This window comes from Parablastomonas sp. CN1-191 (genome assembly GCF_049354825.1).
GTDB lineage: Bacteria > Pseudomonadota > Alphaproteobacteria > Sphingomonadales > Sphingomonadaceae > Novosphingobium.
The window spans coordinates 184562-197876 of record NZ_CP186480.1; the positions used below are offsets into that span (position 1 = coordinate 184562).

A 13315-nucleotide genomic window follows, 5' to 3' on the forward strand; every position below is an offset into this window, starting at 1 on the left:
GTCAGGTCAGCAGCTTGCGGGTGTTCTTCTCGATCGCGCCGCGGATGATCGGTTCGACGAACGACAGCGCCGGCGGCAGGTCGAGCTCGTAGATCATCGCGTGGTCCTCGACCGTGACCATCCCGTTGACCTGCTGACCCATCGCGCCAACCGCCATCCTGAGCCGGTCCTGGTCGACCCACTCGGTATGGACCTCTGCCATGCCGCCGGGGATGTGGCCGGCCAGCTCGTCCTTGCGCGCGTCGAGGCGGCGGCGGACTTCGTCCTTGCCCAGGCTGTGGGGGATCGAGAAACGCATTCAGGTCGCCTTTTCGCGGTGGTCGGCCAGCGCGGCGGGTTCGTCCAGCGCGGCGCCGTACTTGTAGTCGAGGTAGCGGGTCTGGATCGCCAGGTTGTCGATCGCGCCGCTGGCCAGCTGGCGGGTGACGCTGTCGATCTCGGCGCTGATCTTGCCCAGGCTCTCGGTCAGCTGCTGGTCGGGCGTGGTCCCGCCGCGCGCCTCGCCGCGCAAGTGGCGCGGGATCTTGGTGTAGTTGGACACCAGCCCGGGCAGCGTTTCGCCCACCAGCTTGCGCACTTCGACCGCGGCGGGCTGGCCATCATCCAGGCCGTCGAGCTGGAGGCCGAGCGCGTCGAGCTGGACGCCGAGCTGGTCGACCAGGGTGACCGCCGGCGGCGGCAGGGCGGGGCGCTGGCGCTCCAGCCACAGCTCGGTCCGGCCGACCACGCTGCGCACGTCGCTCTTGCCCAGCGAGGCGACCGAAGGCGTTTCAAGGCGCGGAAACGTGATCAGGCCGCCCAGCATCAGCGCGCCCAGCAGCGCCACCAGGATGATCCCGGTCACCCCGATGCCGCCCAGCACCAGCCCGGCGGCGATCGTGCCGACCCAAAGCGCCACCAGCACCGCGACCGCGCGGGCGACCTTGCACTTGAGGTGGACGCGCTTCATCTCGCCCGAACGGCGCCCGATCGATCCGCCCACGCGGCGCCCGCCGGCGCGCTGATCGTTCAGCGACTGGCGCGCCTGGCGCAGGATCAGGTCGGAATTGTTGGCCTCGCCCGCCATCAGCCCTGTCCCACCCTAACCTTCCAGCGACAGCAGGCTGGGCGCGTCGTGCGCGATGCTGGCCTGGTTCTGCCCTTCGGCGCGGGCGATATAGCCCTTGGATTTCTCGACCTCGGCGGTGAGGGTGGTCACCGTCTGCTTCATCGATTCCAGCGCGCGGACCTTGAAGGTGTCGATCGAATCCATCGTGTCGTAGATGTTCTGGAAGGCGCGCTGCAGCGTCTCGACCGGGATCGTGCTCGACGCGGCCTGTTCGTGGATCTTGCTGGTCTGGTCGCGCAGCAGCTGGCTGGTCGAATCGATCATGTTGGCGGTCGTGGTGTTGAGCGCGGTGATCTGGCCGAGCACGAGCCGCTGGTTGGTCATCGCCTGCGCCACCGTAACCGCGGTGCGCAGCGCGCCCACGGTGGTGGTGCTGGCGCGGTCGACGCCCTTGACCAGTTCGACGTTGTTCTTCTTGACCAGGTCGAGCGCGAGGTAGCCCTGCACGCTTACCGCCATCTGCGTCAGCAGGTCCTGCGTGCGCTGGCGGACGTAGAACAGCGCGGTTTCGCGCAGCGCCTTGGCCTTGGCCGGATCGGTGCCGTCGAGCTCGGCCGCCTTTTCCTCGAGCCGGGCGTCGAGCGTGCGGCTGATGTGGATCATCTGTTCCAGGTTGCCCATCGCCTCCCACAGCTTGGCCCGCTCGACGTCGATGGCGGCGTTGTCCATCAGCAGCTCGTCCTTGCCCGACGAGAGGTGGCCCAGCACCGACTGGATGTGGCCCTGCGCCGACTGGTACGACTGGAAGTAGCGCTTCACCTTGTTGCCCATCGGGATGATGCCGAGGAGCTTGCGGCCCGTGGAAAGCTGGCCCTTCTTGCCGGGGTCGAGGTCTTCCACCGTGCGGCGCAGTTCGGCCAGGTTGGCGCCGACGCCCGAATCCTTGTCCATCGCGCGCACCGGGCGGTCGAGGAAGCGGTTGGACATCGAGGCTGCCGCCATGATCTCCTTGCGGCCCATGTTGGTCAGCTGGTCGACCTTCTTGCCGAACTCGGGTGAGTTGGCGTGCGCGGCGACCAGGTCGGCGATGAAGGCGTCGACCTTGGTATCGAGCTTCGACTTGTCCTCCGCCGAAACGGGTACGAGGCCCGCGGCGCTCTCCGCCGCGACGACCGGCACCGGATCGGGCGGCGTCAGGTTGAGCGGGGTGGCAGTCGCAGTTTCAACAGGCGTGGTGGCCATTGTCGTCAAATCCCTTCTCGGTCACCGCTAAGATGCGGTGCGACGGCACTCAACGCAAGGTGTATTGTCCGAGTAATACGCAAATCGGACCCTTCGGCGGGGTCGGGGCTTGCGTCGGGTCTGCTTCCAGGGAAGGCGTCGGCGGATCGCTATCTCCGAAATTGGGGTGGATAGCGGACGTTAAACGCCAAGCCACTCGAGCCCACTGGGAAGTTCCTCAGCCGCGTAATCCACTTGCAGCACTCGCCTGCTTCGCGGCATCGAAGCGGCCTCAGAGGAATGAAGGATAGGCGTCGCGTAGAGCCAAACGTCCCCAGCTTCAGCAAGACAAGAAAGAGTGCCGCAACGACGGGCAACCTTATCAACCTGATTGAAAGCCACCCGGCCAATTGTGTGTGAACCCGGCGCTATAAGCAGCGGTGCGTTTGTGGCGGGAACATCATCAAGGTGCGCTCTCAATGTCACCATTCGCGTCAAGAGGTCGAAGGGCGGAGCGACGTGAACCATGCCGCTCTTGACGGTCCACGGGCCAAAACCCGGAGTGTCGCGCTTTTCACGCACGCATATCGTGCGATCCTGATGCCAGGCGAGCGACCAATTGGTTTCTGGCGATTTATTGAACAGGACAGCCTTTACCGGTTTTGCGAACGATCCTAACTCCGAAGCGGCGATGGCTCCGATACAGCCATCGCTGGCAAGCAGCGGTCGTAGAGGCTCGATGCCGTGGAGCCGTAGTCCCGCCTCCTCTTTGGGCAGCTTCGCGAGCGACTGCTCTAGTGCCTCCATGCAAGGCCTGAGGGCACCCCGAAAATGCCGCGCCCCAACCGAAGCAAAATCTAGGTTCGCATGATTACTCGTCATGCGCTGAGCTATGCCTCAACGACCCGGTGGCGCAACGGCCGCAATGGGGTCGTTAGCTGACAGGCAGCTAACGGGATGAAAGTCACCGCTTCGGCCGCTTTGCGGCGGTTTCCTGACGGCCCCTTACGCCGCCAGCTTGAGCGGCTCGATCGCGCCCGACAGGTACAGGGTCTTGGCCTTGGCGCGGCTGAGCTTGCCCGAGGAGGTGCGCGGCAAGGTGCGCGGGGGGACGAGTTCGACCACGCAGTTCATGCCGGTGATCGAGCGGACCTTGTCACGGATTTCCTCGTGCAGCTTCTTGCGCTCTTCCGGATCGGAGACGCGGCAGTGGACCAGGACGGCGGGCACTTCCTCGCCGTTCTCGTTCTCGACGCTGAACGCCGCGATATCGCCCTGGTGGAAGCCGGGCAGCTGCTCCACCGCCCATTCGATGTCCTGCGGCCAGTGGTTCTTGCCGTTGATGATGATCATGTCCTTGGCCCGGCCGACGATGAACAGGTAGCCGTCGACCAGGTAGCCCATGTCGCCGGTGTCGAGCCAAGGGTTCCCGTCCTTGTCCGGCACCAGGCAGGCGGCGGTCGATTCCGGGTCGCGGAAATAGGAATGCATAACGCTGGGGCCCCGGCACCAGACCTTGCCGATGCGGTGATCGCCCAGCGCCTGGCCGGCCTCGCCGCGGATCTCGATCGTCATGTCCTTGGCGGCCTTGCCGCAATTGACGATGGCGCGGTAGCGGGCCGGGCGGCTGAGATCGCGCGGGGTGCCCGACAGACGCTCTTCCTCGACCAGTTCGACCCGGATGCCTTCGCCCGGGGGCATGATGGTGACGGCCAGGGTCGCTTCGGCCAGGCCGTAGCTGGGCAGGAAGGCGCTGGCCTTGAAGCCGGCGGCGGCGAAGGCGTTGACGAAGCCCTGCATGACGTCGGGGCGGATCATGTCGGCGCCGTTGCCGGCAACCCGCCAGCGCGACAGGTCGAAGCGTTCGGCGACGTTCGACTGGCTGGAGATGCGGCGCGCGCAGATATCGTAGCCGAAGGTCGGCGAGTAGGAGAGCGTCGTGCCCGGATTGCGGCTGATCATGTCGAGCCAGGCGAGCGGACGGCGAGCGAAATCCTCGGTCCTGAGGTAATCGGCCGAGACCTGGTTGGCGATCGGCGACAGCAGGCAGCCGACCAGCCCCATGTCGTGATACCACGGCAGCCACGACACGCAGCGATCGCCCGCGCGCACCTTCATGCCCTCGCTATGGCCGGCGAGGTTGCTGAGCAGCGCCGCGTGGGTAACCGCGACACCGTGGGGAAAGCGGGTCGATCCCGACGAATACTGCAGATAGCAGATGTCATCGGTGTTCTGCGCCGGCAGCGTGCAGTCGGCCGGCGCGGTCGCGGCGAAGCTCTGCCAGTCGATCCCCTGGCAGCCCTGGCGCGCGGCGGCGGCACCGGCCATCTCGGCGATTTCCGCCGGGTAGAGCAGCACCTTGGGGTCCGACGAGGCGAGCTGCACCGACAGCTGCTCGATATAGTTGTCCTTGCCGCCGAAACTGGTCGGCAGTGGCAGCGGCACCGGCCAGGCGCCGGCATAGATCGCGCCGCAGAACAGCGCCGCGAATTCCGGTCCGGTTTCGGCCACCAGCGCCACGCGGTCGCCCGGCGCGATGCCGGCAGCAACCAGGCGGCGCGCCATCGCCAGCGCGTCGTCGCGCAATTCGCTGTATGGATAGACCCGGGCCAGATTGCCGCGCGGATCGTGGAAATTGAGGCCGAGCTGCCCCGTGGCGGCGTAGTCGAGCGCTTCGCCAAACGTGGCGAAGTCCGCCAGGCGGCGCGGCAGGGTGTCGTCATTGGGGGTCGGCGTCAGCGATGCAGTGCTGGTCGCGGCGTCGGTCATGATGCGAAAACCCGTTCTATTTCAAATATCTGGTCCGACGATTGCCGCCGTGACCCGAACCTTGGCTGAATGCCCCGCGACTGGGCCGCGCGGCGCTTCGGGCTTTCCCAATCGGGGCCGACTGTGGCACGATTATGACCGTGGAAACCATGGCAGCGTCCCGAAAGCGCCGCGAATCGCGCGAACGCCGCCCGCCCAGGCCCCTGGGCGCGGCGCGGCTGGAGGAGCTGGCGCTGGCCTATGTCGCCCGTTTCGCTACCTCTGCCGCCAGGCTCGACGATTATCTGCGCCGCAAGCTGCGCGAGCGCGGCTGGGAGGGCGAGGGCGAGCCGCCGGTGGCGCGCCTGGTCGAGCGGTTCGTGGCGAGCGGCTATGTCGACGACGCGGCGTTCGCCCGCGCGAAGGCCGGCGGGCTGCTGCGGCGCGGCTATGGCGGGCGGCGGATCGGCCAGGCGCTCAACGCCGCCGGCATCGCCGAGGACCTGCGCGCCGATGTCGCCCCGGGTGAGCACGAGGCCCGCAGCGCCGCACTGGCGCTGGCGCGGCGGCGTCGGTTCGGACCCTTCGGCGCGGCTCCTCTGGAACGGCCGCAGCGCGAAAAGCAGGTTGCCGCGATGCTGCGCGCCGGGCACCCGATGGACTTCGCGCGCGTTGTGATCGATGCAGCAAGCGAGCAGGCCGCGATCGAATGGGTCGCCGCGGCACGAGAGGACGACGAATGAGCAAGCGTATTCTTGTTGCCGCCGCCGCGGCGCTGGCGCTGGGCGCCTGCGCGCAGGCGGGCGGAGCCGACACTGCCGCCGCGGTCGCCGCCAGCGCCGCCGTGCACCCCGAATCCGGCCTGCCGGTCATCCCGCTGACGATCGCCGGTGCCGACGGGCAGGCGCACACCTTTCGCGTCGAAGTGGCGCGCAGCGCCATCGAACAGGCGCACGGCCTGATGTTCCGCACGAAAATGGGCGCCGACGAGGGGATGATATTCCCGATGGACCCGCCGCGCGATGCCAGCTTCTGGATGCGCAACACGGTCATCCCGCTGGATATCGTGTTCATCGGCAGCGACGGCCGCATCCTGAACATCGCCGCCAACGCGGTGCCCTATTCGGAACAGTCGCTGCCCTCGCTCGGCCCGGTCAAGGGCGTGCTGGAACTCAACGGCGGGCGCGCGGCGCAGCTGGGCATCGCCGCGGGCGACCGGGTCAGCTGGTAGGGCGGCAGGCACGCGCGCGGCGCTTGCCGCTGCGCGGCGCTGCCGCTAACGCGCAGGCCATGAGTTTCTTCTCCAAGATCTTCACCTGGTGGGACGGCGCCACGGTCACCACGCTCCTCGACAGCAAGCTGCGCGGCGAGGAAGTGGGCCACGATGCCGAGGGCAACCGCTATTTCCGGGCCAGGAAAGCGCGGGCGAAGGGCGATCCGTTTGCCGGGCGCGAACGCCGCTGGGTGATCTACAAGGGCGCCAACGACGCCAGCCGGGTGCCATCGGAATGGCATGGCTGGCTGCACGGCGCGTTCGATTCGGTGCCCGAAAGCAACCTGCCCGCGCCGCGCATCTGGGAAGTCGACTACAGCCCCAATGCCACCGGCACGCCGAACGCCTACCGGCCGCAGGGCGCGCTGGAGCGGGGCGGCAAGCGCGCCGCCGCGACCGGCGACTACCAGGCCTGGACCCCGGACGCCTGACGCGATGAGGCGGGCCCCTGCTCCGATCGCTGCCGCCGTGATCGCGGTGGCGGTACTGGCCAGCGGCCTGGCCGGCTGCAAAGGCTCGCAGGAGCCTGACGAGACCGCCACCGAAGTGCCGCCGCAAGTCGCCGCGACGCCGATCGCGTCGGGCGTGGTCGAATCGAAGTTCGGCACCCCGGTCAAGGACCGCGTTGCCACGATCGGCTTGCTGAACAAGCGCAACAACCTGACCCAGGACCTGGTGATGAAGCCGGGCGAGGCCAAGCGGGTGGGCAACGTCGTCGTCCGCCTGTCGACCTGCGAGAAGACGCTGCCGTGGGAAGAACCGCCTGAAACCGGCGCCTTCGTGCAAGTCTATGTCGAGGAGCGCGCCACCCCGGCCGATGCGCTGGCCTGGCGCCGGGTGTTCTCTGGCTGGCTGTTCAAGAACGCGCCTTCACTTAACGTGGTCGAGCACCCGGTCTACGACGTGTGGGTCAAGGACTGCGCGATGAAGTTCCCGGGCGAGGAAGACAGCCCGGCCGCCGCCGCATCGGCCAGCAGCGCGGCGAAGGCCGCCGGCAAGCCGAGCGCCGCCCCGGCGCCCAAGGCGTCCGCGTCCGCCGCCAGCCCCGCGGCATCGGCGCCGCCGGCCTGAGCGGCGCGCAGCAGGTCGAGGTAATCGTCCTGCGGCATTTCGACCGCGCCCAGCGAGGCGAGGTGATCGGTCAAGAACTGGCAGTCGAGCAGGACTGCGCCGGCGCGCCGCAGCGCCGCCACCAGCCAGCACAGCGCCACTTTCGATGCGTCGGCGGCGCGGCTGAACATCGATTCGCCGCAGAATACCCGGTCGAACCCGACGCCGTAGAGCCCGCCGACCAGGCGCCCGTCCTGCCAGCACTCGATCGAATGGGCGCGCCCTTCGGCTTGGAGTTCACGGTAGCTGGCCTCGATACGCTCGCTGATCCAGGTCTCGCCGCCGTCGCCGCCTTCCTTGGGGCGCGGCGCGGCGCAGGCCTCCATCACCGCGGCGAAGGCCTGGTTGCAGGTGACGTGGAAGCGCCCGCGGCGCAGCGTGCGGGCCAGCGAACGCGACACCACCAGGCCGTCCAGCGGCAGGATCGCGCGCATCCGCGGCTCGACCCAGAAGATGTCGGGATCGTCGCGCCGGTCCGCCATCGGGAAGATGCCGCTGCGATAGGCCAGCAGCAGCAGGTCGGGATCGATCGGGGATGGCTGGACCGGGGCGTGCACGGGGGCCATGATAGCACTCATGCCAGGACCGGGGCCAGCACGACCAGCAGCGCGCTTGCCATCCCCGATGGCTCGCTATAGAGGCGGCCCCCGCCCGCAGGAGTGTAGCTCAGTTGGTAGAGCATCGGTCTCCAAAACCGAGGGCCGTGGGTTCGAGTCCCTCCACTCCTGCCAGCCGTTCCGGACATGCCTGATTCGCCCCTCGTGACGTTTCGCAGCCGCTTCCGCCTCCGCCGCCACGCGGCGGAGCGGGCGCCGCGCGGTCCGCTCGAGGCATTTCTGCGCGCGGTCCCCGGCGCGCGCGAAAGCCTGCTGTTCGGGCTGGCGCTGGCGTTGGTGGCGGGCCTGCCCGCCTACCTGGCGGCCTTCCCGGCGATGACCGACTACCCGTCGCACCTGGCGCGCTACGAGGTCATGCTGTTCCGCGACGCGCGGCCGTTCCTGCAGCAGTACTACAACTTCCAGTGGCTGTGGGTCGGCAACCTGGGGATCGACATCCTGATGCTGCCGCTGGGCAAGCTGATGGGCGTCGAAAGCGCCGGGCGGCTGGTGGCGATGGCGCTGCCGGTGCTGAACGCGCTGGGCATCGTCGCGGTCGAATGGGCGCTGCGACGGCGGGTCACGGTGGCGACGCCGCTGGCGGCTGCGCTGGTGTGGCAGCCGGCGATGGCGTTCGGTTTTCTCAACTACATGCTCAGCCTGGCGATGGCGCTGTTCGCGTTCGCCGCCTGGGTCGAACTGCGCGAGCGGCGCTGGCGCTGGGCGCTGATGATCCCGGTCGGCGTCGCGGTGTACTTCGCCCACGTGTCGGGCTGGGGCGTGCTGGGGATCATGGTGTTCGGCTATGAATGGCACCGCTCGAAGACGTGGCGCGCGTTCGCGGCGCCATGGCCGCTGACCTTTCCGCTGCTGTTCTTCATCCTCCACGGCGGCTCGGGCAAGGACTTGCCCAGCTACGGCGCGGCGCCGCTGCTGTTCAAGCAGACGCTGTGGGTGCGGGCCATGCGCGACCAGGTCGAGTGGCTCGACATCGCCAGCATCTCGATCGTCGGGCTGGCGCTGTTCGCGGCGCTGATGCTGCGCCGGCTCGACTGGCGACTGAGCTGGGCGGCGCTGTTCATGATGGCGGGATCGCTGGCGATGCCGCGCCACATCTTCGGCGGCGACTATGCCGATTACCGCCTGATCGGCAGCGGCCTGATCGCCGCGGCGCTGGCGGTGGCGTGGCGGGCGCCGCGCTGGGTGTTCTACCTGGCGCCGGCGCTGTTCCTGGTGCGGCTGGGGGTGACGACCGAGGCGTGGGTTTCGCAATCGCGCGAGACCGCCGAGGAGGTCGCCGGACTGGCGCTGGTGCCCGAAGGGGCGCGGATCGCCAATGTCGTGGGCATCACGCGCGGGCGCTGGGCCTTCAACCCGTGGGAACACATCTGCGGCTACGCGGTGATCCGCAAGGACGCGCTGTCGAACTGCAACTTCGCCCTGCCGGGCGTGCACATGATCTCGCTCGCCGGGCCGCGGCCGCACTGGAACGACCCCAGCCAGCGGCTGTTCGTGTCCAAGGACCACATCCTCGACCTTACCGACTACGGCCCGGTGCGCGACATGGACTGGCTGTGGTATGTGGGCGAGGTCCCCGTCATGCTGCCGCCCGGAACGCAGGTGGTCTATGCCACCCGCCATTCGCTGATCGCGCGGCTGGCCCCGCGCAAGCCCGCCGACTGACGGGTTCAGCGGATCGGGCGTGCGGATTGCGCCGCTTGCCAAAGCGCGGCGGCATAGCTAGATGCGCGGTGCTTTCCGCCATCGGATAGACTGCCTCGCCCCTCCCGGCACCTGAGCCGGGGCGGCGCGGAGCCCATGGCGAAAGGCACGTTGGAATTCTTCGGGTAACGGGACTGTAGACAGCGATGGCCAAGACTAGCCCCAGCGAGTTCGTCCGCCAGGTCCAGACCGAGGCGCGCAAGGTCGTGTGGCCCTCGCGCCAGGAAACGGTCACCACCGCGATCTTCGTCGTCATCCTGATGACGCTCCTGGCGGTCTTCTTCCTGGGCATCGACAGCCTGTTCGGCTGGGTGGTCAAGCAGTTGCTGTCGCTGGCCTGATCCGGCGCCCGATCCCCGCACCCACGCTTAACGGAAAGCTTCGCACGACATGGCCCGCTGGTACATCATCCACGCCTATTCCGGTTTCGAGAACAAGGTCCGCGATTCGATCGTTTCCGAGGCCGAGCGCATGGGCCTGACCCAGCTGGTCGAGGCGGTCGAAGTCCCGCACGAGACCGTGACCGAGGTCAAGCGCGGCAAGAAGGTCCAGTCCGAGCGCAAGACGATGCCGGGCTACGTGCTGGCCAAGCTGGCGATGACCGACGACGTCTATCACCTGGTCAAGAACACCCCCAAGGTCACCGGCTTCCTGGGCGGCAGCGGCAAGCCGCAGCCGATCTCCGACCGCGAGGCGGCGCGCTATTTCGGCGCCCGCGACGAGATGGCGGCCGAGCCCAAGCGCCACATCAACGTCGATTACGAGATCGGCGATTCGGTGAAGGTCCTCGACGGGCCGTTCGCCAGCTTCAACGGCCTGGTCGAAGAGCTCGATTTCGACAAGAACCGGGTCAAGGTCTCGGTTTCGATCTTCGGCCGCGCAACCCCGGTCGAGCTCGATTTCGAGCAGGTCGAACTCAGCAAGTAAGGAGGGCGGCTTGGCCCCGCGACCCGAAAGGCGCGCCCGGGGTCAAGAACGGGCCTGGCTCCTGCCGCTCAGGAACGGCGCCGCCGCCGTCAGCGCGGTAGAAATGCGCCGCCGCGCCGCCACGGTGCTGGGCGCGGTGGCGCTCGGCCTCGCCGGCGTGGCGTTCGCCTGGGCGGGCGAATTTTCGCAGAACTTCTTCGCCGGCCTGGTGCGGATCTGGCCGTGGCTGCCGATCGTGCTGACGCCTGCCGGCTTCGCGCTGGTTACCTGGGCGACCCGCCGGTTCGCCCCGGCGGCAAGCGGATCGGGCATCCCGCAAGTCATGGCGGCCGCGCGCCAGCCGCAACGCGCCGCCACCGGCGCGCTGGTTTCGCTGCGCAGCGCGCTGGTGAAGGTGGCGGGCACCCTGGCGATGCTGATGGTGGGCGGTTCGGTCGGGCGCGAAGGGCCGACGGTGCAGCTCAGCGCCGCGGTGGGCGTGGCGGTGCACCGCTGGCTGCGCGTGCCGATTACCGCCGGGGTCATCATCGCCGGCGGCGCGGCCGGCATCGCCGCGGCGTTCAACACCCCGCTGGCGGGGGTCGCCTTCGCGATCGAGGAATTGGCCGCCGCGTTCGAGCAGAAGGTGGCGGTGCTGGTCATGGCGGCGGTGCTGATCGCCGGCCTGGTCTCGCTCGGCGTGGCGGGCGACTACGTCTATTTCGGCGCCATGAGCCAGAAACTGCCGCTGGCCTCGATGCTGGTCGGGGCGCCGCTGGCCGGACTGAGCGGCGGGGTGGCCGGCGCGGCCTTCGCGCGCACGCTGATCGCCTTTCGTGCCTCGGCGCACCCGGCACTGGCGGCGGCGCGGGCGCGGCCGATCGCCTTCGCGGCGGCCTGCGGGCTGATGGTCGCGCTGGTCGGCCTGGCGAGCCGCGGGCTGACCTGGGGCACGGGCTATGAGACGACGCGGCAGCTGCTTCAGGGAACGACGGTGTCGTGGCTGTTCGGGCCGGGCAAGTTCCTCGCCGCGCTGGCAACCGCGCTGTCGGGCGCGCCGGGCGGGATCTTCGCGCCGTCGCTGTCGGTCGGGGCGGGGCTGGGCCAGCTCCTCGGGCTGGTGTTCCCGCCGCAGCAATCGGGCGCGCTGGTGCTGCTGGGCATGATCGGCTTTTTCACCGGGGTCGTGCGCGCGCCGCTGACCGCGGTGATCATCGTGATGGAAATGACCGCCGACCGCACGATGATCCTGCCGCTGTTCGCCACCGCGCTGATCGCCGACTGGACCAGCGCGGGCCTGTGCCGCGACAAGCTGTACCACGCGCTGTCGCTGGGCTTCGCCGACCGCTGAGCCTTGCAATCGGCGCGCGGATCGCTAATGCGCGCGTCTTCGTCCCGGCTGCCGCCGGGCGATTCCGTGCGGGAGAAGGGCTTGCGCCCTTTGTCTGACCGCTCACTCTGAGCCGGCCCCGCGGGCCGGCAACAGGAAGAAAGGAGGCCCATCGTGGCCAAGAAGATCGAAGGTTACATCAAGCTGCAGGTGCCTGCGGGCAAGGCCAATCCGTCGCCGCCGATCGGCCCGGCGCTGGGCCAGCGCGGCGTCAACATCATGGAATTCTGCAAGGCGTTCAACGCCGCCACGCAAGAACTCGAGAACGGCATGCCGATCCCGACCATAATCACGGTCTATGCGGATCGCAGCTTTACGTTCGTCACCAAGACGCCCCCGGCCAGCTTCCTGATCAAGAAGGCCGCCAACCTCAAGGCCGGCTCGAAGGAGCCGGGCAAGATTTCGGCCGGCACGATCAAGCGTTCGGCCCTGGCCGAAATCGCGCAGACGAAGATGGCCGATCTCAACGCCAACGACATCGATCAGGCGACCAAGATCATCGAAGGCAGCGCCCGCTCGATGGGCCTGCAGGTCGTGGAGGGTTAAGGACATGGTGATGAACAGCAAGAAGCAGAAGGCGCTGGCCACCAAGCTGGGTGACAACCAGAAGCTCTACGCCGTCGACGAGGCGATCCAGACCCTCAAGGACCTGAAGTCCGCCAAGTTCGACGAGACGATCGAGATCGCCATGAACCTCGGCGTCGATCCGCGCCACGCCGACCAGATGGTCCGCGGCATGGTCACGCTGCCCTCGGGCACCGGCAAGGACGTCAAGGTTGCCGTGTTCGCGCGCGGCGACAATGCCGACAAGGCGCTGGCCGCCGGCGCCGACAAGGTCGGTGCGGAAGACCTGCTCGAGGACATGCAGAACGGCAACCTCGACTATGGCCGCGTCATCGCCACGCCCGACATGATGGGCGTCGTGGGCCGGCTGGGCAAGGTGCTGGGCCCCAAGGGCCTGATGCCGAACCCGAAGCTGGGCACGGTCACGCCGAACGTCGCCGAAGCGGTCAAGGCTGCCAAGGGCGGCCAGATCGAGTTCCGCGTCGAGAAGGCCGGCATCATCCACGGCGGCATCGGCAAGGCGAGTTTCTCGAACGAGGCGCTGCGCGCCAACTTCGACGCGTTCGTCGACGCCATCGTCAAGGCGAAGCCCGCCGGCGCCAAGGGCAAGTACCTGCAGAAGGTCGGCCTGTCGTCGTCGATGGGCCCCGGCCTGAAGATCGACGTCGCCCAGATCCACGGCGGCTGATCCAGCCACCTGCCTGACGGCATGAATTGAAGGGCCGGCGGAGCGATCC

15 protein-coding genes, 1 tRNA gene and 1 pseudogene are annotated in these 13315 nt (G+C 68.4%); 11 read left to right on the top strand and 6 right to left on the bottom strand.

Annotated elements, in window-relative coordinates:
- Position 1: 1 nt before the first annotated feature.
- From ACOYW6_RS00930 to ACOYW6_RS00950, 5 genes are all read right to left on the bottom strand, one after another.
- Positions 2-298, bottom strand: a complete 297-nt coding sequence (locus ACOYW6_RS00930) for a polyhydroxyalkanoic acid system family protein (protein WP_423141964.1) — start codon at positions 296-298, stop codon at positions 2-4.
- A complete protein-coding gene (locus ACOYW6_RS00935; RefSeq protein ID WP_423141965.1) occupies positions 299-1066 on the bottom strand; it encodes a hypothetical protein in 768 nt (255 codons plus the stop codon). It lies immediately after the preceding gene.
- 15 nt (positions 1067-1081) lie between these two features.
- Positions 1082-2290 carry a toxic anion resistance protein gene (locus tag ACOYW6_RS00940; protein WP_423141966.1) on the bottom strand — a complete coding sequence of 403 codons (1209 nt, stop codon included), beginning with the start codon at positions 2288-2290 and terminating at the stop codon, positions 1082-1084.
- A 180-nt stretch (positions 2291-2470) separates the two neighbouring features.
- Positions 2471-3076 carry a phytanoyl-CoA dioxygenase family protein gene (locus tag ACOYW6_RS00945; RefSeq protein WP_423141967.1) on the bottom strand — a complete coding sequence of 202 codons (606 nt, stop codon included), beginning with the start codon at positions 3074-3076 and terminating at the stop codon, positions 2471-2473.
- 198 nt (positions 3077-3274) lie between these two features.
- Positions 3275-5038, bottom strand: coding sequence for a fatty acyl-AMP ligase (locus tag ACOYW6_RS00950; protein ID WP_423141968.1), 1764 nt, complete (start codon positions 5036-5038; stop codon positions 3275-3277).
- A gap of 149 nt (positions 5039-5187) precedes the next feature.
- On the opposite strand from ACOYW6_RS00950, the gene ACOYW6_RS00955 reads away from it, so the two are divergent.
- From ACOYW6_RS00955 to ACOYW6_RS00970, 4 genes and pseudogenes are all read left to right on the top strand, one after another.
- Positions 5188-5760: a RecX family transcriptional regulator gene (locus ACOYW6_RS00955; protein WP_423143142.1), complete on the top strand. Its 573-nt coding sequence runs from the start codon at positions 5188-5190 to the stop codon at positions 5758-5760.
- Positions 5757-6248: a DUF192 domain-containing protein gene (locus ACOYW6_RS00960; RefSeq protein ID WP_423141969.1), complete on the top strand. Its 492-nt coding sequence runs from the start codon at positions 5757-5759 to the stop codon at positions 6246-6248. The genes ACOYW6_RS00955 and ACOYW6_RS00960 overlap by 4 nt, the downstream gene beginning before the upstream one ends.
- 59 nt (positions 6249-6307) lie before the next feature.
- Positions 6308-6721, top strand: coding sequence for an NADH:ubiquinone oxidoreductase subunit NDUFA12 (locus ACOYW6_RS00965; protein ID WP_423141970.1), 414 nt, complete (start codon positions 6308-6310; stop codon positions 6719-6721).
- Positions 6722-6968: 247 nt separating this feature from the next.
- Positions 6969-7151 (top strand): annotated as a pseudogene (locus ACOYW6_RS00970) (DUF2155 domain-containing protein); the annotation flags it as partial.
- A 35-nt stretch (positions 7152-7186) separates the two neighbouring features.
- On the opposite strand, the gene aat reads toward ACOYW6_RS00970, so the two are convergent.
- Positions 7187-7966 (bottom strand): leucyl/phenylalanyl-tRNA--protein transferase, encoded by a 780-nt coding sequence (gene aat, locus ACOYW6_RS00975; RefSeq protein ID WP_423141971.1) that lies wholly within the window; start codon positions 7964-7966, stop codon positions 7187-7189.
- Positions 7967-8055: 89 nt separating this feature from the next.
- Here aat and ACOYW6_RS00980 point away from each other — a divergent pair.
- The 7 genes from ACOYW6_RS00980 (at position 8056) to rplA (ending at position 13266) form a co-directional block, all read left to right on the top strand.
- Positions 8056-8131: transfer RNA gene (locus ACOYW6_RS00980), tRNA-Trp, on the top strand.
- Positions 8132-8143: 12 nt separating this feature from the next.
- Entirely contained in the window at positions 8144-9679 is a 1536-nt protein-coding gene (locus tag ACOYW6_RS00985; RefSeq protein WP_423141972.1) for a hypothetical protein, read from the top strand.
- A gap of 185 nt (positions 9680-9864) precedes the next feature.
- The gene (secE, locus tag ACOYW6_RS00990; protein ID WP_423141973.1) at positions 9865-10059 is read left to right on the top strand and encodes a preprotein translocase subunit SecE; all 195 of its coding nucleotides are present in this window, start codon (positions 9865-9867) and stop codon (positions 10057-10059) included.
- 49 nt (positions 10060-10108) lie between these two features.
- A complete protein-coding gene (gene nusG / locus ACOYW6_RS00995) occupies positions 10109-10645 on the top strand; it encodes a transcription termination/antitermination protein NusG (RefSeq protein WP_423141974.1) in 537 nt (178 codons plus the stop codon).
- Between the two features lie 103 nt (positions 10646-10748).
- Positions 10749-11975, top strand: a complete 1227-nt coding sequence (locus ACOYW6_RS01000; RefSeq protein ID WP_423143143.1) for a chloride channel protein — start codon at positions 10749-10751, stop codon at positions 11973-11975.
- A 153-nt stretch (positions 11976-12128) separates the two neighbouring features.
- Complete coding sequence (gene rplK / locus ACOYW6_RS01005; protein ID WP_423141975.1) at positions 12129-12560, top strand: 50S ribosomal protein L11; 432 nt, start codon at positions 12129-12131, stop codon at positions 12558-12560.
- Positions 12561-12564: 4 nt separating this feature from the next.
- Entirely contained in the window at positions 12565-13266 is a 702-nt protein-coding gene (rplA, locus tag ACOYW6_RS01010) for a 50S ribosomal protein L1 (RefSeq protein WP_423141976.1), read from the top strand.
- Positions 13267-13315 lie beyond the last annotated feature (49 nt).

Coding starts and splice junctions, on each gene's coding strand:
- ACOYW6_RS00955 (WP_423143142.1), top strand. CDS start 5,188: ATGGCAGCGTCCCGAAAGCGCCGCGAATCGCGCGAACGCCGCCCGCCC.
- ACOYW6_RS00930 (WP_423141964.1), bottom strand. CDS start 298: ATGCGTTTCTCGATCCCCCACAGCCTGGGCAAGGACGAAGTCCGCCGC.
- rplA (WP_423141976.1), top strand. CDS start 12,565: ATGGTGATGAACAGCAAGAAGCAGAAGGCGCTGGCCACCAAGCTGGGT.
- ACOYW6_RS00985 (WP_423141972.1), top strand. CDS start 8,144: ATGCCTGATTCGCCCCTCGTGACGTTTCGCAGCCGCTTCCGCCTCCGC.
- aat (WP_423141971.1), bottom strand. CDS start 7,966: ATGGCCCCCGTGCACGCCCCGGTCCAGCCATCCCCGATCGATCCCGAC.
- ACOYW6_RS00950 (WP_423141968.1), bottom strand. CDS start 5,038: ATGACCGACGCCGCGACCAGCACTGCATCGCTGACGCCGACCCCCAAT.
- ACOYW6_RS00940 (WP_423141966.1), bottom strand. CDS start 2,290: ATGGCCACCACGCCTGTTGAAACTGCGACTGCCACCCCGCTCAACCTG.
- ACOYW6_RS00935 (WP_423141965.1), bottom strand. CDS start 1,066: ATGGCGGGCGAGGCCAACAATTCCGACCTGATCCTGCGCCAGGCGCGC.
- ACOYW6_RS00965 (WP_423141970.1), top strand. CDS start 6,308: ATGAGTTTCTTCTCCAAGATCTTCACCTGGTGGGACGGCGCCACGGTC.
- ACOYW6_RS01000 (WP_423143143.1), top strand. CDS start 10,749: ATGCGCCGCCGCGCCGCCACGGTGCTGGGCGCGGTGGCGCTCGGCCTC.
- secE (WP_423141973.1), top strand. CDS start 9,865: ATGGCCAAGACTAGCCCCAGCGAGTTCGTCCGCCAGGTCCAGACCGAG.
- nusG (WP_423141974.1), top strand. CDS start 10,109: ATGGCCCGCTGGTACATCATCCACGCCTATTCCGGTTTCGAGAACAAG.
- ACOYW6_RS00945 (WP_423141967.1), bottom strand. CDS start 3,076: ATGGAGGCACTAGAGCAGTCGCTCGCGAAGCTGCCCAAAGAGGAGGCG.
- ACOYW6_RS00960 (WP_423141969.1), top strand. CDS start 5,757: ATGAGCAAGCGTATTCTTGTTGCCGCCGCCGCGGCGCTGGCGCTGGGC.